Annotated in this window: 16 protein-coding genes; 8 read left to right on the forward strand and 8 right to left on the reverse strand. The window is 71.2% G+C overall.

Annotated elements, in window-relative coordinates:
- Positions 1 to 31: 31 nt before the first annotated feature.
- On the reverse strand, positions 32 to 514 hold the full coding sequence (locus tag WFK95_RS17795) for an RDD family protein (protein WP_336671430.1): 483 nt from the start codon (positions 512 to 514) through the stop codon (positions 32 to 34).
- Positions 515 to 701: 187 nt separating this feature from the next.
- On the opposite strand from WFK95_RS17795, the gene glnA (WFK95_RS17800) reads away from it, so the two are divergent.
- The 3 genes from glnA (WFK95_RS17800) to WFK95_RS17810 all read left to right on the forward strand — a co-directional run bounded on the left by glnA (WFK95_RS17800) (position 702) and on the right by WFK95_RS17810 (position 2,785).
- On the forward strand, positions 702 to 2,135 hold the full coding sequence (gene glnA / locus WFK95_RS17800) for a type I glutamate--ammonia ligase (RefSeq protein WP_336671431.1): 1,434 nt from the start codon (positions 702 to 704) through the stop codon (positions 2,133 to 2,135).
- 92 nt (positions 2,136 to 2,227) lie between these two features.
- Complete coding sequence (locus tag WFK95_RS17805; RefSeq protein ID WP_224647622.1) at positions 2,228 to 2,518, forward strand: putative quinol monooxygenase; 291 nt, start codon at positions 2,228 to 2,230, stop codon at positions 2,516 to 2,518.
- 78 nt (positions 2,519 to 2,596) lie between these two features.
- Entirely contained in the window at positions 2,597 to 2,785 is a 189-nt protein-coding gene (locus tag WFK95_RS17810; RefSeq protein WP_336671432.1) for a hypothetical protein, read from the forward strand.
- A 3-nt stretch (positions 2,786 to 2,788) separates the two neighbouring features.
- On the opposite strand, the gene WFK95_RS17815 is transcribed toward WFK95_RS17810, so the two are convergent.
- Positions 2,789 to 3,307, reverse strand: coding sequence for an AAA family ATPase (locus WFK95_RS17815; RefSeq protein WP_336671433.1), 519 nt, complete (start codon positions 3,305 to 3,307; stop codon positions 2,789 to 2,791).
- Between the two features lie 39 nt (positions 3,308 to 3,346).
- Positions 3,347 to 4,651: a polysaccharide pyruvyl transferase family protein gene (locus WFK95_RS17820; protein WP_336671434.1), complete on the reverse strand. Its 1,305-nt coding sequence runs from the start codon at positions 4,649 to 4,651 to the stop codon at positions 3,347 to 3,349.
- Between the two features lie 90 nt (positions 4,652 to 4,741).
- On the opposite strand from WFK95_RS17820, the gene WFK95_RS17825 reads away from it, so the two are divergent.
- From WFK95_RS17825 to WFK95_RS17835, 3 genes are all read left to right on the forward strand, one after another.
- A complete protein-coding gene (locus WFK95_RS17825; RefSeq protein WP_224647625.1) occupies positions 4,742 to 5,290 on the forward strand; it encodes an FKBP-type peptidyl-prolyl cis-trans isomerase in 549 nt (182 codons plus the stop codon).
- 3 nt (positions 5,291 to 5,293) lie between these two features.
- Positions 5,294 to 5,947: a class I SAM-dependent methyltransferase gene (locus WFK95_RS17830; RefSeq protein WP_336671435.1), complete on the forward strand. Its 654-nt coding sequence runs from the start codon at positions 5,294 to 5,296 to the stop codon at positions 5,945 to 5,947.
- A 77-nt stretch (positions 5,948 to 6,024) separates the two neighbouring features.
- A complete protein-coding gene (locus tag WFK95_RS17835; protein WP_336671436.1) occupies positions 6,025 to 6,501 on the forward strand; it encodes a nitroreductase family deazaflavin-dependent oxidoreductase in 477 nt (158 codons plus the stop codon).
- A 15-nt stretch (positions 6,502 to 6,516) separates the two neighbouring features.
- Here WFK95_RS17835 and WFK95_RS17840 read toward each other — a convergent pair whose 3' ends face one another.
- Genes WFK95_RS17840 through glnA (WFK95_RS17850) form a run of 3 tightly spaced genes read right to left on the reverse strand, consistent with a single transcriptional unit; the run spans position 6,517 to position 11,863 of the window.
- The gene (locus WFK95_RS17840; protein WP_336671437.1) at positions 6,517 to 7,455 is read right to left on the reverse strand and encodes an endonuclease/exonuclease/phosphatase family protein; all 939 of its coding nucleotides are present in this window, start codon (positions 7,453 to 7,455) and stop codon (positions 6,517 to 6,519) included.
- Positions 7,456 to 7,479: 24 nt separating this feature from the next.
- Positions 7,480 to 10,509, reverse strand: coding sequence for a bifunctional [glutamine synthetase] adenylyltransferase/[glutamine synthetase]-adenylyl-L-tyrosine phosphorylase (locus tag WFK95_RS17845; RefSeq protein ID WP_336671438.1), 3,030 nt, complete (start codon positions 10,507 to 10,509; stop codon positions 7,480 to 7,482).
- A gap of 13 nt (positions 10,510 to 10,522) precedes the next feature.
- The gene (gene glnA / locus WFK95_RS17850; protein WP_224647630.1) at positions 10,523 to 11,863 is read right to left on the reverse strand and encodes a type I glutamate--ammonia ligase; all 1,341 of its coding nucleotides are present in this window, start codon (positions 11,861 to 11,863) and stop codon (positions 10,523 to 10,525) included.
- A gap of 128 nt (positions 11,864 to 11,991) precedes the next feature.
- Here glnA (WFK95_RS17850) and WFK95_RS17855 point away from each other — a divergent pair, with 128 nt between their 5' ends.
- Positions 11,992 to 12,564, forward strand: a complete 573-nt coding sequence (locus tag WFK95_RS17855) for an FKBP-type peptidyl-prolyl cis-trans isomerase (protein ID WP_336671439.1) — start codon at positions 11,992 to 11,994, stop codon at positions 12,562 to 12,564.
- A gap of 3 nt (positions 12,565 to 12,567) precedes the next feature.
- Here the strand turns inward: WFK95_RS17855 and WFK95_RS17860 are convergent, their stop codons facing one another.
- Complete coding sequence (locus WFK95_RS17860; protein WP_336671440.1) at positions 12,568 to 13,212, reverse strand: SDR family oxidoreductase; 645 nt, start codon at positions 13,210 to 13,212, stop codon at positions 12,568 to 12,570.
- Between the two features lie 38 nt (positions 13,213 to 13,250).
- Positions 13,251 to 14,858, reverse strand: a complete 1,608-nt coding sequence (locus WFK95_RS17865; protein WP_336671441.1) for an alpha/beta hydrolase — start codon at positions 14,856 to 14,858, stop codon at positions 13,251 to 13,253.
- 54 nt (positions 14,859 to 14,912) lie between these two features.
- Here WFK95_RS17865 and WFK95_RS17870 point away from each other — a divergent pair, with 54 nt between their 5' ends.
- Positions 14,913 to 16,661, forward strand: a complete 1,749-nt coding sequence (locus WFK95_RS17870) for an NAD+ synthase (RefSeq protein ID WP_336671442.1) — start codon at positions 14,913 to 14,915, stop codon at positions 16,659 to 16,661.
- Positions 16,662 to 16,667: the final 6 nt, after the last annotated feature.

Raw genomic sequence — 16,667 nt, forward strand, 5'->3', positions numbered from 1 at the left:
CGGGCCCTGAGTCGTCAGCGGGGCCCGGGACTCAGCGGGCCTTGACGAGGATCGTGCCGGTGGCGCGATCGTGCATGCCGCGGCCGTCCACGTCCTGGATCAGCGGCGGCACGATGAAGACGATGAGCAGGTTGCGCGCCAGCGCGCGGACGAAGCCCACCCGCATCTGCGGGTTCTCGATCCGCGCGACGCGAAGCCCGACGAAGTACTGGCCGGGCGTGAAGCCGAACAGGGTCACCGACAGCACGCCGACGGCGAACCAGATGCCCAGCGCGAGCGTGTCGAAGGCGGTGGGCTCCCCCGCGAAGACGCGGCTCGGTCCCACGATCGCCACCGCGATCAGCGCGGACGGCACCCAGTCGAGGAACAGCCCCAGCACGCGGCGGCCCGATCCGGCCGCGGACCCGGCACCGTCGCGCGGCAGGCCCAGTGCCTGCCCGCGGTAGTCCCCGTGGGAACCCTCCGGCAGGGCCGCGGAGGCTCCGGACAGCCATGATCCCGTTTCTCGACGCATGCACTCAGGGTACGTGGGGTCCGATTCGGCGGCTTTCCGGACGGCCCTCGATGTGTAACACCGTTGAAACATTGCGTTAGTTCTCGGGCAACACCTCGTCCATACCGTTCATTCTCGTAACCTCGGTGGTGGTGCGAACGGTACGACCGCGACCGTCACCGCCGGACGACGAAGGAGCCAGTAACAGGTGTTCACTACCAAAGAGGAACTTCTCGACTACCTGAAGAAGGAGAACGTCGAGTACGTCGACATCCGCTTCTGCGATCTGCCCGGCACGATGCAGCACTTCAGCATCCCCGCCTCGGCGTTCGACGAGAGCGTCTTCGAGGACGGCCTGGCCTTCGACGGTTCGTCGATCCGCGGCTTCCAGTCGATCGACGAGTCGGACATGATGCTGCTGCCGGACGTCACCACGGCGCGCATCGACCCCTTCCGTGCGGCGAAGACCCTGAACATCTCGTTCTTCGTGCACGACCCGTTCACCCGCGAGGCCTACAGCCGCGACCCGCGCAACATCGCGCGTAAGGCGGAGGAGTACCTCCAGAGCACCGGCATCGCCGACACCTGCTTCTTCGGTGCCGAGGCCGAGTTCTACATCTTCGACTCGGTCTCCTTCGACTCGACGATCAACGGCTCGTTCTACGAGGTCGACTCGATCTCGGGCTCGTGGAACACCGGCCGCGCGGTCGAGGAGGACGGCTCCCCGAACCTCGGCTACAAGGTCAAGACCAAGGGCGGCTACTTCCCCGTCGCGCCGTACGACCACTACGTGGACCTGCGCGACAAGATCTCGACCAACCTGCAGAACGCCGGCTTCACGCTCGAGCGCGGCCACCACGAGGTGGGCACTGGCGGCCAGGCCGAGATCAACTACAAGTTCGACACGCTGCTGCACGCGGCCGACGACGTCCAGCTCTTCAAGTACATCGTGAAGAACACCGCGTGGCAGGAGGGCAAGACCGTCACGTTCATGCCGAAGCCGCTGTTCGGCGACAACGGCTCGGGCATGCACGCCCACCAGTCGCTCTGGAAGGACGGCAAGCCGCTGTTCTACGACGAGGCCGGCTACGGCGGTCTGTCGGACCTGGCGCGCTGGTACATCGGCGGCATCCTGCACCACGCCCCGTCGCTGCTCGCGTTCACCAACCCGACGATCAACTCGTACAAGCGCCTGGTCCCGGGTTACGAGGCCCCGATCAACCTGGTGTACAGCCAGCGCAACCGCTCGGCGTGCGTCCGTATCCCGATCACGGGCAACAACCCCAAGGCCAAGCGCATCGAGTTCCGTTGCCCCGATTCCTCGGGCAACCCGTACCTGGCCTTCGCCGCCATGATGATGGCGGGCCTCGACGGCATCAAGAACAAGATCGAGCCGCACGCCCCCGTCGACAAGGACCTCTACGAGCTGCCGCCCGAGGAGGCCAAGGGCATCCCGCAGGCCCCGACGCAGCTCGCGGACGTGATCGACCGTCTCGAGGAGGACCACGAGTACCTCACCGCCGGTGGCGTCTTCACCGAGGACCTCATCGAGGAGTGGATCTCCTACAAGCGCGAGAACGAGATCGCGCCGGTGAACCTGCGCCCGCACCCGTACGAGTTCCAGCTCTACTACGACGTGTGATCGACTGAGCTCCACCCGGTTCGGCCCCGCACCTGCTCCAGGTGCGGGGCCGAGCCCGTTCCGGGGCCGCGCGGCGCGGCTACGCTGAACGGGTGACGTTGCAGGTGATCGCGCAGGACTTCATCCGAGTCGACGCCGTCGACGAGGTGCGGCCCCTGATCGACGAGCTGGTCCGCCTCACCCGGCGGGAACCGCTCTGCATCAGCTACGACCTGTTCGTCGACCGCCAGGACGCCGGTCACTTCGTCTACATCGAGACCTGGCCCGACCAGGACGCCCTCGACGCGCACTGCGCCTCCGAGCACTTCCGCAGGCTCGTCCCGCAGATCGACGCCCACCGCCGGCAGGACGGCACCGCCCTCCTCATGGACCGGCTCGCCTGACGCTCGACGCCGGCTCGGAAACGGCCCCGTCGAATCCGCCACGACGCGCGTATCGTCGGTGGAGAACAGGAGGCGACGATGTTCGAGACGAAGCTCAAGGGGAACGACGTGGTCGACCGGTCGGGCGCCGGTTCCGGCCCGGCGCGCCCGCAGATCAGCACGACGCTGCCCGACGGCGAGGTGCTCGTCATCCCCACCGCGGACATGAGCCGGCAGTACGACGCCGAGCGACTCGGGCGCAGCTCCGCCCGCCCCGATCCGTCCTAGCTCTCACCCGGGGAGGGCCGCCAGAACCTGGTCCGCGAGTTCACCCGGACCGAGCCGATCGGAGCGCAGGATCAGGGTGCCCTCGGGCTGCCGGGCCGCGGCGTCGGGATCGAGGCGGCTGAAGGCCCACTCCTCCGCCCCGGGCGGCACCTCGCCCTCGGGAGCGCGACTCAGCAACCGGTCCCGCTGTACCGCGAGGTCCAGATCCAGGAAGACGTGCAGGATCTCCTCCCCCGCGGCGGCCAGCCCGCCCAGGATCTCCTCGCGGTAGGCGTCGCGCACGAGCGCCATCGGGACGATCAGGACCTCCGCGTGGTGCCGGCGCAGAGCCAGCGCGGTGTGCACAACCAGTTCGCGCCAGCTGTCCAGGTCTTGGAAGTCCTCGTTCCGCGGCACCCACCGCCACAGCGTGATGCCCAGTTCCTCCGGGTCGAAGACGACTGCCTCCGGCAGCCGACGGTGCAACTCGCCCGCCAGGGTCGTCTTGCCGGCACCGAAACCGCCGTTGAGCCAGATGATCACGACTCCACGCTAGCGGGAGGCGCGCCGCGAACCCGTTCCTCAGACACTCGGGTACAACCGCGCCGCCAGCGCCGTCTTCCGCGCGACATTGGCCCGACGATCCGCTTCCGGGAAGCCTCCGGCATCGGGTCGGGCCGGCACGGGCGAGTCGTCGTGGACGACGGTCCACCGCGACCCGGCGTCGACCAGTGAGCCGTGCTTGATGTCGTAGTACTCCCGCTTGGGCACCACCGCGACGCCGCTGTCGCCCGCGGCGGCGGCAAGGAGGTGCGGGTGGAACCGGGAGCTGATCCAGGTGCGCCCCTCGCCGACGGGCAGCCCCGCGCGCCAGACGTCGAGGAACGGGATGATCCGTGCGCCGTCGATCCTGTCCCCCAACAGCTTCGGGACGGTGTAGTCGTGGCCGGGGATGCCCTCGACGACGGTGACCCGCTCGCCCGGAACGTCCCAGGCGTCGAGCACCTCGCGAGCGAGGGCGGCCAGCGCCGGCGCGCCGACCAGGCCGTCCCTCACGAAGCCCTCGGACAGGTCCTCCTGCATGCACAGCACCACCCCACCGGGCCGCGCCGGAATCGCTGGCGCTCGACCGAATCCCGATGCGGCGCCGGATCGTCCCGCGGCGGTGCCCAGCCCGAGCCAGACGTCGTCGCCGGTCAGCAACGCGCCCGGCACGTCGCGCAGTGCCGCATAGGACGGGCGGTCCCGCACGTCGAACACCGCGAACGCCGCGGCGTCCGCGAGGAACCGGTCGAGGTCGGCACCGTCGGGCAGCGGGAGCAGACCGAGCCCCGATGCGTAGGCCGCCGCGCCGGTGCGCGCCGTGACGGCGGCGACCGCCGAGATCACCGGGAACCACTGGGGCCACTGCCGGTTCACGTATCCACCGCCGATGACGTGGATGCTGGAGGCGCGCAGCAGATGGTCGACGCCCTCGGCCAGGCCGGGGGCGATCCGCAGGTCGGTGGCGGCGCTCGCGACCCAGTCCTGCGCGGCGGTGCCCTCCTGCAGGTCCGGGTTCTCGTCGGCGGCGCGGGCGAGCCGCCACAGCGTGTCCACGAAGACGGCGCGGGGATGGTCGCCGGCGAACAGCAACGCGGCCTCGCCCACGTGGGCGACGTCCACCACGACCGTGGCCGTGGGCCTGACCCTGGCCAGGTAGCGCAGCCAGATCCGCAGCACCAGTTCGTCGCCCAGGTTGGGATGCCCGGCGACTCCGATGAGGTAGATGATCTCGCCGCGCCCGACGCCGCCGAGGAGCCGCTCCGCGGCGCCCACGGCCCGCCGCGCGGCGCCGTCCAGACGCGCGATCCGCACCAGCTCCGCCACCGTCCCGCGCGTACCCACGGCCACACGCTACCCAAGGGGAGTCCCGGATCCGGTCGGTCCGCCTGGGACGCTGCTGAGAACCTCCGGCGAGGCGGTAGGTTCGAGACCATGCGTGCCTCCCGTTCGACCCTCGCCGTCGCCTCCGTCGTCCTCGCGGCGGCGTCCCTGACCGCCTGCAGCACGCCGGAGGCCTCCGCGGCCTGCCCCACGGGCGCCCCGAGCACGGCGAACTCCCCCGACTGGACCTACCAGGGACAGACCGGCTCCATCGTGGTAACCGGCCCCTCGGACACCGCGTCCCCGCAGATCACCGTCGAGAAGCCCTTCTCCGTCGAGCAGACGCACGTCCAGGCCTTCAACCCGCCCGGCGACGGTGCCGTGGTCGGCGACACCGCGACGGTCTCGGTCTGCTACCTGGGAGTGAACGGCCGCACCGGCGAGCGCTTCGACAGCACCTACGACCGCGGCAAGCCGGCGTCGTTCTCGCTCGACGGCGTGATCCCCGGCTTCAAGAAGGCCATCGCGGGTCAGAAGGTCGGCACCTCGGTGGGCGTGGCGATCGCGCCCGCCGACGGCTACGTGACGGGACAGCCCTCCGCCGGCATCCAGGCGGGCGACACGCTGATCTTCGCGATCAAGATCCTCTCCGCGAACTAAGCGGTGGACATCCGCACCAGCCCCGCTCTCGGGCTGCCCATACGTGCGCTCAACTGGTTCAACGCCCGGCATCCCTTCAGCCACAACGACCATTTCCACGGATGGATCCTGCGCAACCTGCCCACGCACCGCGGGCGGGCCCTCGACGTCGGTTGCGGCGAGGGACTCCTCGCGGAACGCTTGGCGGAGCGGTTCCGCGCCGTCGACGCCGCGGACGCCGATGCCGGGATGCGCGCGACCACCGCCGAGCGGGGCGTCGCGAACGTCCGGGTCCTCGACGGGTTCGACGCAGCGGAGGGACCGTACGACCTGGTGACCATGATCGCCACCCTGCACCACCTGGACCTGGAGTCGACGCTGGCCCGGTGCGCGGACCTGCTCGCTCCGGGCGGTCGACTGTCGGTCGTGGGACTGGCTCGGCCCGAGACGATCGCGGACGCACTGTGGGTCAGCCGGTCCGCGCTGGCCAATCCCGTCATGGGCTTCCTCCGGCACCCCATCCCCGTCGCCGAACCTTCCCCGCGCCCGACGTTCCCGACCCGCGACCCCCAGGAGTCCTTCGACGAGGTCGCAGCCGCGGCGTCCGCGATACTGCCGGGTGCGGTCCTGCACCGACGGGTGCCTTTCCGGTTCACGCTCGCCTGGCGAGCCCCCTGACGGATCTCAGGGATTCACCGGAGGTGCTGTCCGCGCGCCGCGGCAAGACTGGGAGCACACCGATCCCTGGAGGCGTCATGCGGAAGCTGTCCATCGTCGTCGGAGCCGTGGCGCTCCTCCCCCTCGCGGCGCTGGCCGTGATCCTCGCGGGCATCCGGTTCCGGATCCGCCCCGTCCTGAACGTCGTGCGTCGGATCAACCGGGACTTCACGAACCCGCGCGCCGTCCACGACGCCGAATCGCCCGACTCGACCCGCACCGTGGTGCGGCACGTCGGGCGGCGCAGCGGCACGGCCTACGAGACGCCCGTCGACGCGTTCGCGACCGACCGCGGCACGCTCGTCATCGCGCTGCCCTACGGGCCGGACACCGACTGGGTGCGCAACATCCGCGCGGCCGGCACCGTCGACCTCCTGCGGCAGGGCGCGACGCTGAGCGCGACGGAGCCCCGCGTCGTCGCGACGACCGATGTCATCGACGAGATCCCGGCGGGCGCGCGCCGCACCCTGCGGCTGTTCGGCGTGGAGAACTGCCTGGAACTGACCGTGGCCTGATCGCCGGCCAGCAGCTCAGCCCACCCGGGCGAGCAGCGCCCGGTGATCCGCCCCGGGCACCTCGTGACCGGTGACCTCGGCCGCCCCGAGCCCGCGCAGCAGCACGTGATCGATCCCCACCACGGGCGGGTAGACCTTGTCCGTCGGGTACGTCGGCAGCCAGCCGGCGCTCGCGAGTTGCCCCGCGTCGCGGTAGCCGCCGGTGAGCAGGCTGCGGAAGCGCACGTGGTCGTACGTGGCGTTGTAGTCGCCGAGGGCCACGACGGGACGGCCCTCGGGCACGCCCTGCAGCAGGGCACCGATCCGACGCAGCTCGGAGTCCCAGGTCTCGGGGTCCAGCGGCGGCATCGGGTGCAGCGCGAACAGCTGCACGTCGCCGCGGCCGGGGACGGTGGCGACGGCGGTCAGCGCGTTCATGACGAAGCCGGGGACGGTGCCGGTGCTCTTGAGGGGGTGACGGCTGTAGAGCGCGGTCCCGTCGGCCAGCGCGGCGGGCCGGACGATCGAGTGCGGCAGGTCCGTGGCGATGCTCGACGCGGCGATCCGCCGAGCGGCGTCGTCCGTCACCTCGAGCACGGCGAGCACGTCGACGCGGTTCTCGCGGACCAGTGTCGCGAGCGCCTCCACGTCGCCCGCACCCACCTGGATGTTGGCGCTGAGCACGGTGAGCGTCGGGCCGGCGGGCGCCGGCTCGCCCCGCCACAGCGGCGCCTGCACCCAGATCCCGGCCGCCACCACGGCCACCGCCAGCACGAGGCGCAGCAGCGCGCGGACGTACAGCAGGCACACCAGGGCGATCGCGATGCAGGCGACCCAGAGCACCGGCGAGACCGCGGCGGCGGCCACCGTGATCTTGTCGGTGCCGGGCCAGAAGTGCAGCACGAGCGCCAGGAGCGCGCCCAGCAGGGCCGCGGTGCCGACGATGCTCGCCGCCATCCGGAAGAAGATCCTCATGCGGACATCCTGCCCGCTGCGGCGCTATTCGCCCCAGAAGACCCGGTCGACCACGGCGCGCCCGCGCCGGGTGGTGCGCAGGTAGTCGTCGAGGTAGTCCAGGGAGCTGCCCCGCCACCCGGCCACGTAGGCCACGTTGGAGAGTACTGCGCCCGGGCCCGGCAGCTGGTCGACGGGCTTGCCGCGCACCAGGAACAGGGCATTGCGGGCGCGGGTGGCGGTGAGCCACGCCGCCCGCAGCAGCTCGACGTCGCTCGCCGGGAGCAGCTCGTTCGCCTCGATCGCGTCGAGCGATTCGAGGGTCGAGGTGTTACGCAGCGCGGGAACGGCACTGGCGCGCCGCAGCTGCTCCAGCTGCACCGTCCACTCGACGTCGGAGAGGCCGCCGCGGCCCAGCTTGGTGTGCGTCGCGGGGTCCGCGCCGCGGGGCAGCCGCTCGGAGTCGACGCGCGCCTTGATGCGCCGCAGCTCGTTGACCGTCGAGGGCGAGACGCCGCCCTCGGGGTACCGGGTCTCGTCCACCATGTGCAGGAACTCGCGGGCGATGCCCTCGTCGCCGGCCACGTGGGTGGCGCGCAGGAGCGCCTGCACCTCCCAGGGCTGCGCCCACTGCTGGTAGTACGCCCGGTACGCGGCCAGGGTCCGCACCACGGGTCCGTTGCGGCCTTCGGGGCGCAGGCCGGTGTCGACCTCCAGGCCCGGGTCCACCGACGGTGCGCCGAGCCGGGTCCGCACCGCATCGGCCACGTGGTTCGCCCACCGCACCGCGTCGGAATCCTCGTAGCCCTCGTTGGGCACGCAGACGAACAGCACGTCGGCGTCGGAGCCGTAGCCGATCTCGTGCCCGCCGAGCCGGCCCATGCCGATGACCGCGATCCGGGCCGGCGCTCCGGGCGCGTAGGCGCTGCGGCTGGACTCGCGCTCGACCACGGACGTCGCGACCTCGGAGACGAGTGCGGCGTCGAGGGCGGCACCCCAGACCGACGAGAGCGCCGCGCAGACCTCGGGCACCGTCATCATGCCGAGGATGTCCGCCGAGGCGACGCGGGCGATCTCGCTGCGCCGCATGGCCCGCGCCACCGCGATCGCCCGGTCGCGGTGCGGCGCACGGCTGACCGCCGCGAGCATGCCGTCGTAGACCGATTTCGGCGAGGGCTCCGTGAGCTTCGGTCCCGCGGCGCCGTCGGCGTAGAGGCGGATCACGTCGGGCGAGCGGCCCAGCAGCTCCGCGACGAAGGTCGACGAGCCCAGCACCGTCATGAGCCGCTGCGCGACCACCGACTCGTCGCGCAGCACGCGCAGGTACCACTCGACGTCGCGCAGGTCCTCGGAGAGCTTGCGGTAGTTCAGCAGGCCGGCATCGGGATTCGGGGTCTCGCTGAGCCATTCGAGAAGGGTGGGCAGCAGGATGGTCTGGATCCGGCCGCGCCGCGAGGAGTCGGCCATCGCCTTCAGGTGCGCCAGGGCGTGCTGCGGCTGGAGGAAGCCGAGCGCGGCCAGTCGCGCGACGATCGCGTCGTCGCTCAGGCTCACCGCGTCCGCGTCGAGGTTCGCGATCGAGTCCAGCAGCGGGCGGTAGAAGAGTTTGGTGTGCAGTCGGCGCACCCGCGCCGACTGCCGCTTGAGCTCCGCCCGCAGCACCCCGGCCGCGTCGCGGTCCCCGTCGGGCCGGATGTGCGCGGCGCGGGCCAGCCAGCGCCACGCCTCCTCGTGGTCGGTCGGCGGGAGCAGATGCGTGCGCTCCATGCGACGCAGCTGCAGCCGGTGCTCCAGGGTGCGCAGGAACTCGTAGGAGGCGGTGAAGTTCGCGCCGTCGTCGCGACCCACGTAGCCGCCGACGGTGAGCGCCTCCAGGGCGTCGACGGTGCTCCGCTCCCGCAGCGTCTCGTCGGTGCGACCGTGCACCAATTGCAGGAGCTGGACGGCGAACTCGACGTCGCGGAGGCCGCCTCGGCCCAGCTTCAGCTCGCGCTCGCGGAGGTCGGGAGCGATGTTCTCCTCGACGCGGCGGCGCATCTCCTGCACGTCCTGCACGAAGTCCTCGCGCTCGGCGGCCTCCCACACCATGGGGCTGAGCGCGCCCAGGTAGTCGTGGCCCAGCTCCATGTCGCCGGTCTGCGGGCGGGCCTTGAGGAGCGCCTGGAACTCCCACGTCTTCGCCCACCGCTTGTAGTACGCCACATGGGATTCCAGCGTGCGAGTGAGGCTGCCGGCCTTGCCCTCCGGGCGGAGCGCGGCATCCACGTCGAAGAAGGCCGCGGAGCCGATCCGCATCATCTCGCCGGCGAGCCGCGCCGAGGCCCCGTCGGCGGGCTCGGCGACGAAGATCACGTCCACGTCGGAGACGTAGTTCAGTTCCCGCGCACCGCACTTGCCCATCGCGACCACGGCGAGGCGGCCCTGCGGGTCGGAGTCCGGGAAGACCGAGGCGACGGCGACGGACAGCGCCGCGGTGAGCGCGGCGTCCGCGAGGTCCGCGAGATGCGCGCCCACGATCGCGAAGGGCAGGGTGGGCTCGTTCTCCACGAGCTCGGCCAGGTCCCGCGCGGCGAGCACCATCACCAGGTCGCGGTAGCCGTCCCGCAGCGCGGCGATCGCGGCGCCGCCGGTGACCGCGGCGCGGTAGATCAGGTCGTCGTCGCGGCGACCCGGGACCTTCACCGCGTCGACGGTGGCGAGCATCGCGGCGATCAGGTCGTCGCGCGACTTGAGCGGGGCGGTGTCCCGCAGCAGGCGCCACGACGCGGGGTGGCTGATGAGGTGGTCACCGAGGGCGTCGGACGCGCCGAGCAGCCCGAAGAGCCTGCCGCGAAAGGTGGTGTCGCCGCGGATCAGGCCGTCGATCTCCGCCCAGTCGGCGGCCGCGGATTCCCGCAGCCGCACCAGGGCGCGCAGCGTCCAATCCGGGTCGGCGGCACGGGAGAGCGCCCACAGGACGTCGGCACTCTCGATGTTCGCCCACCCCAGGGATTCGAGGTTCGGCTCGGCGTTGGAGTCCAGGAGTCCCAGCCGGCCCGCACTCGGGCGGCGGACCTCGCGGTTCGTGGGCGGCACCGTCGGCCCCGCCCTACAGCGAGAGGAAGCGGTCGAGCTCGAACGGCGTGACCACCGCGCGGTAGTCGTTCCACTCCGACCACTTGTTGCGCAGGAAGTACTCGAAGACGTGCTCCCCCAGCGTCTCCGCGACCAGCTCGCTCTTCTCCATGAGCACGAGCGCATCGTCGAGGCTGGCGGGCAGGTCCTTGAAGCCCATCGAGCGGCGCTCCCGCGCCGTCATCTGCCGCACGTCGTCCTCGGCGGCCTCGGGTAGCTCGTAGCCGCCCTTGATGCCCTCGAGGCCGGCGGCGCACAGGACCGCGAAGGCCAGGTACGGGTTGCAGGCCGAATCGGGCGAGCGCACCTCGATGCGGCGGCTGCTCGCCTTGTTCGGCGTGTACAGGGGCACCCGGACCATCGCGGAGCGGTTGGCGGCGCCCCAGGTGGCCGCGGTCGGCGCCTCGTCGCCCGTCACCAGGCGCTTGTAGGAGTTGACCCATTGGTTGGTGACGGCGGAGATCTCGGGCGCGTGGTGCAGGATGCCCGCGATGAACGCCTTGCCGGTGGTGGAGAGCTGCAGCTCGTCGTCGGGGTCGTGGAAGGCGTTGGAGTCGCCCTCGAAGAGGCTCATGTGGGTGTGCATGCCCGAGCCCGGGTGGATCGAGAAGGGCTTCGGCATGAAGGAGGCCTTCACGCCCTCGGTCATCGCCACCTCCTTGACCAGGTAGCGGAAGGTCATCACGTTGTCGGCCATCGAGAGCGCGTCCGCGTAGCGCAGGTCGATCTCCTGCTGGCCGGGCCCCGCCTCGTGGTGGCTGAACTCGACGGAGATCCCCATCGCCTCGAGCGCCTCGATCGCCTTGCGCCGGAAGTTCGGCGCCGACTCGTGCACCGCCTGGTCGAAGTAGCCGCCGTTGTCGGCGGGGATCGGCATGCCGTGCGGGCCGGACTCCTTCTTCAGGAGGTAGAACTCGATCTCCGGGTGCACGTAGCAGGAGAAGCCCAGATCGGCGGCGCGGTTGAGCTGGCGTCGCAGCACGTGCCGGCTGTCGCCCCACGAGGGCGTCCCGTCGGGCATCGCGATGTCGCAGAACATGCGGACGGAGTGCATCTCCCCGTCGCCGCTGGTCCAGGGCAGCACCTGGAAGGTCGACGGGTCGGGCTTGGCGACGGTGTCCGCCTCCGAGACCCGGGAGAAGCCCTCGATCGAGCTGCCGTCGAAGCCGATCCCCTCCGTGAACGCGCCCTCCAGCTCCGCGGGCGCGATCGCCACGGACTTGAGGAAACCGAGGACGTCGGTGAACCACAGCCGCACGAAGCGGATGTCCCGTTCCTCGATGGTGCGAAGCACGAACTCCTGCTGCCGGTCCATGTCTCGACCCTAAGCGAGGAGGTGTTAACTGCGTGTTACAACCCGAGAAGGTTGCAGGCCACCGAACGCCTCCCCCGGGTTCCGGCCGATTCGCACCTGCGAAGGGGATACCGAGTAGCGTCCCCGGCGTGGATGCACCGTTCGCTCGCCTCACCGTCGCCGCCGCGGCGGCCTGCGCCCTCGCCCTCGCCGGGTGCGGTGCGGCGACGGAGCCCCCCGCCCCGTCCAGGGTGACCGGCACGATCGACACCTGCCCCGCCGCAGCGCCGGCCGCGGATGCCAAGGCGGTCACCCTGACCGGGGTCACCGGCCGGGCGGTCGTCGTCCCGCCGACCGAGCACACAGCGCCGCGCATCACGGTCGACGCGCCGTACCGGGTCGACCGGTCGCAGGCCGTCGTCGCGGCGGCCGGGTCCGGTGCCGAGCTCACCGAGCGGTCGGTGGTCACCGTCTGCTACCAGGGCGTGAACGGCCGTACGGGGGCGGTCTTCGACGACGCGTTCGGCCGTGCGACCTCGGCCGAGATCGCCCTCCCCGACGTGGTCCCCGGCTTCCGGGCGGCGCTCGTCGGGCAGCGGTCCGGCACGACGGTCATCACCGCGGTCACCGCGGCCGACGGCTACCCGAAGGGCGAGCCGCAGGCCGGCGTCGAGCCGGGCGACACCCTGATCTTCGCGATCCGCGTGCTCGCCGCGAACTGACGATCACATGAAGTACGGCTTCGGCCCGTCGGTTCCCGGCTTGTCGACGCCCAGGTTCTCGCCCACGTGCAACGACGGGTCCTCGATAATCGTCGTGATGAGTGCCGCGACGCTGCGCCGGGAGACGACGGTGCCCCGGAAGGGCTCGCCCTTGCGGGTGATCTCGTAGTCCACCTCGTCCTCGTCGTCGAGCCAAGCCGGCCGCAGGACGGTGTAGTCGAGCCCGGACGACTCGATCGCATCGACGGCGCGACGGAAGGGCTTGAGCGGCTCGCCGATGATCGCCCGGTTCCATTCGCCGAAGGCCCCCGGCACCTCGTCGTAGATGCCCAGGGACGCCACGAAGATCAGCCGGCGCACCCCTTCGGCACGAAGGGCGGCGACCACCCGTTCGCCCTGCACATCGATGTCGTCTCCGGTGAGGTTGGCGTACACGACGTCCTGGCCTCGCGCTGCCGCGCGAAGCGATTCCTCGTCGGTCGCGTCGCCCACCACGACCTCGGAGTTCGACGGCGGCGCCGCGATCTTCGCGGCGTCGCGCACGAAGAGCGTCTGCCGCACGGCTTCCTGCCCCGCGAGGGCGTCGACGACGTGGCGCGCGATGCGCCCGTTGGCTCCGAGGATGAGGACGTTCTTGTGATCGGTCATGCTCGGTACCAACGCACCGCCGGATAATATATTCCGCACTACGCCGTGCAGCGCAGGTCCGCCGCCGGGGTCTTCAGGTCGCGCAGATAGGCGGTCACGGCGTCGTCGACGCAGGCGTTGCCCTCGAGCGAGACGGTGTGCTGGCTGCCCTCGAAGCTGATCAGGGAGGCGCCGAGCTGCTTGGCCAGGCTCACCCCGTTCTCGTACGGCGTCGCCGGGTCGTGCGTGGTCGAGACCACGACCAGCTTCGGCGCGCCGACGGCGTTCACCTCGTGCGGCTTGAGGGTGGGAGCCGCCGCCCAGAACGCGCAGGTGCCCTTCGCGCCGCGGCCGGTGCCGCGGCCGTCGTCGAGGAAGGGCGCGGCCCTGCGGATCTCGGTGTCGAGCCGGGCCAGGTCCGCGGGCGCGGTGACGGCGGGGCCGTCGACGCAGTTGATCGCGGTGTTGGCGTCCATCATCGGCGAATAGCGGCCGATCTCGTCGCGGTTCAGATAGAGGTCGGCGATCCGCTGCAGCAGCGAGCCGTCGCCGCGCTGCAGGCCCGTGAGCGCCCGCCGCAGGGGCTCCCACAGCTGCTGCGCGTACATGGCCTGGATGGTGGCGGTGGTCGCGTCGCTGTAGCTGAGCTGCCGGCCGCCCTGGCCGCGCACCGTCTTGTCGATGAGCGGGCGCACCAACTGCTGGTACCGCGCCGTCGCCTGCGCCGGGTCGGTCCCGACCGGACACGTGGGGTACTTGGCGCAGTCCTTCGCCCAGTCGTCGAAGACCGTCTGGAAGCCGGCCATCTGCTGCACGTTCGCGGTGATCTGGTCGAGGGCGGGGTCGACGGCACCGTCGAGCACCATGGCCCGGACCCGCTCCGGGAAGGTCTCCGCGTAGATCGCGCCGATGAAGGTGCCGTAGCTGTAGCCGAGGTAGGTGAGCTTCTCGTCGCCGAGCACCGCGCGCAGCACGTCCAGGTCCCGCACCGTCTGCGCGGTGCCGACGTTGGCCAGGAAGGCCTTCCCCATCTTCTCGGCGCACAGGTCCGCCTGGGACTTGTTGAACGCCTCCTGCTTCGCGATGCCCGCCGGGGAGTTGTCGAAGGCGAGGGTGGAGAGGCGGTTCTCATCGCGCTGCTTGTCGCTGAAGCACTTCACGGCGGGCGAGCTAGCACCCACGCCGCGCGGGTCCCAGCCGACCAGGTCGAAGCTCTGCGCGATCTCGAACTTGTCGGCCTCCATCGACTTGCCCGCCACCTGCTGCACGCCGGAGCCGCCGGGGCCGCCGGGGTTCATCAGCAGCGAGCCCCGCCGCTGCCCGGTCGCCTTGACCCGGGCGACGGCGAGCTTCGTCTCGCCCGCCGACGGATCGTCGTAGTCGATCGGCACCGTCACGCGGCCGCACTCGAGTTTCGTCTTGTCGTACTCGGCGATGTCGTCGGCCTTGGCGATCGCGGCGCAGGAGCCCCACTCGACCTTCTGCCCGTAGTACTTCCCGAGGCTCGCGGGCACGCCCGCGACCGACGTCCGGGTGGGGGTGGCGCTGCCCGGCGCGGACGATCCGCCCGCCGGTTCCGCGGTCCCCCCTATCTGGACCGAACATCCCGCGAGTACCGCCGCGGCGAGGACCGCGGTCGCGGTCAGGAGGGGCTTGCCTGCCTTCATCCTTCCGATCCTGCCACGCGGCGCTCCCGGTTCCCGGGACGCTAGGGTTGAGCCATGACGCCCCTTCGTGTCGCGGCGTGCCAGATCAACCCCGTCGTGGGTGACCTGGACGCGAATGTCACTCGGATCACCGCCGCAGCCCGGGACGCCGCGCAGCGCGGCGCGCAGGTCGCCGTCTTCGGCGAGATGGCCCTCACGGGCTACCCGGTGGAGGACCTGCTCCTGCGCCGGTCCTTCGCCGTCGACTCGCGCGAGGCCGTGCACGAATTGGCCCGATCGCTGGACGCGGCCGGCTGCGGGGATCTGATCGTGGTGGTCGGCTTCCTCGACCGCGACCCGGACGCGCCGGAGACCAGCACCAACCCCACCGGCGGCGCCCGCAACGCCGCAGGCGTGCTGCACGGCGGCGAGCTCGTCGCGCGGTACGACAAGCACTTCCTGCCGAACTACGGCGTCTTCGACGAGAAGCGCTGGTTCACCCCCGGCGACCGGCTGGTCGTCCTCGACGTCGACGGGGTGCGGCTCGGCCTCGCGATCTGCGAGGACGTCTGGTGGCCCGACGGTCCCGTCGCCGGGCTGGCGGAGCTCGGCGTCGACGCGGTGCTGTGCCTCAACGCCAGCCCCTTCGAGGCGGGCAAGCCCGCGCAGCGCCGCGAGGTGGTCGCGGCCCGCGTCGCCGAGGGCGGCGCCCCGGTGGTCTACGTCAACCTCGTCGGCGGGCAGGACGAGCTCGTCTTCGACGGTGACTCCTTCGTCTTCCGGCCCGACGCCGGGGCGCTGACGCCGGGGCCGCAGTTCATCGAGTTCACACAGTTCGCCGACATCGCGCCGCTGGGCCGCGAACGGGCCCGCGCCGTCGATGGGTGGCAGGTCGAGGAGGTCGCCCTCCCCGCGCGGCCGACCGACCTGGTGCCGATCGTCACCGGTTGGACGGAGCTCGACGAGCTCGCGCAGATCTGGGCGGCCCTGGTCACCGGCACGCGGGACTACGTCCACAAGGTGGGCGGGCGCACCGTCGGCCTGGGCATGTCCGGCGGCATCGACTCGGCCCTGGTCGCGGTCATCGCCGCCGACGCGGTGGGCGCCGACAACGTGTACGGCGTGGGCATGCCCTCGAAGTACAGCTCGGACCACTCGAAGGACGACGCCGCGGATCAGGCGCAGCGCATGGGGATCAACTTCCGCTTCGAGCCGATCGAGCACATGGTGGAGGCGTTCGTCGGCCAGCTGCACCTGTCCGGCCTGGCGGAGGAGAACATCCAGGCCCGTTGCCGCGGGATGACGCTGATGTCGCTGTCGAACCTCGACGGCCATCTGGTACTGGCCACCGGCAACAAGAGCGAGCTGGCCGTGGGCTATTCGACGATCTACGGCGACGCGGTGGGCGCCTACGCCCCCATCCGCGACGTGGAGAAGTCGCTCGTCTGGGAGCTGGCGCGGTGGCGCAACAAGGTCGCCGTCGAGCGCGGCGAGACGCCGCCGATCCCGGAGAACTCCATCACCAAGGAGCCCTCGGCGGAGCTGCGCCCCGGCCAGAAGGACAGCGATTCGCTGCCCGATTACGAGATCCTCGACGACATCCTGCGTCGCTACGTGGAGCAGGACCAGGGCGTCGCCGAGATCGCCGCGGAGGGGAACAACGGCGCCGGCTACGACCCGGACCTCATCCGCAAGGTCGCGCGCCTCGTCGACCGCGCCGAGTACAAGCGGCGCCAGTACCCGCTCGGCCCGAAGATCACGCCCAAGGCGTTCGGCCGCGACCGCAGGATGCCGATCACGAACCGCTGGCACGACCCGGCCTAGAGACTG

Origin of the sequence: Tsukamurella sp. USMM236, from assembly GCF_037148755.1 — a bacterium.
Lineage (GTDB): Bacteria > Actinomycetota > Actinomycetes > Mycobacteriales > Mycobacteriaceae > Tsukamurella.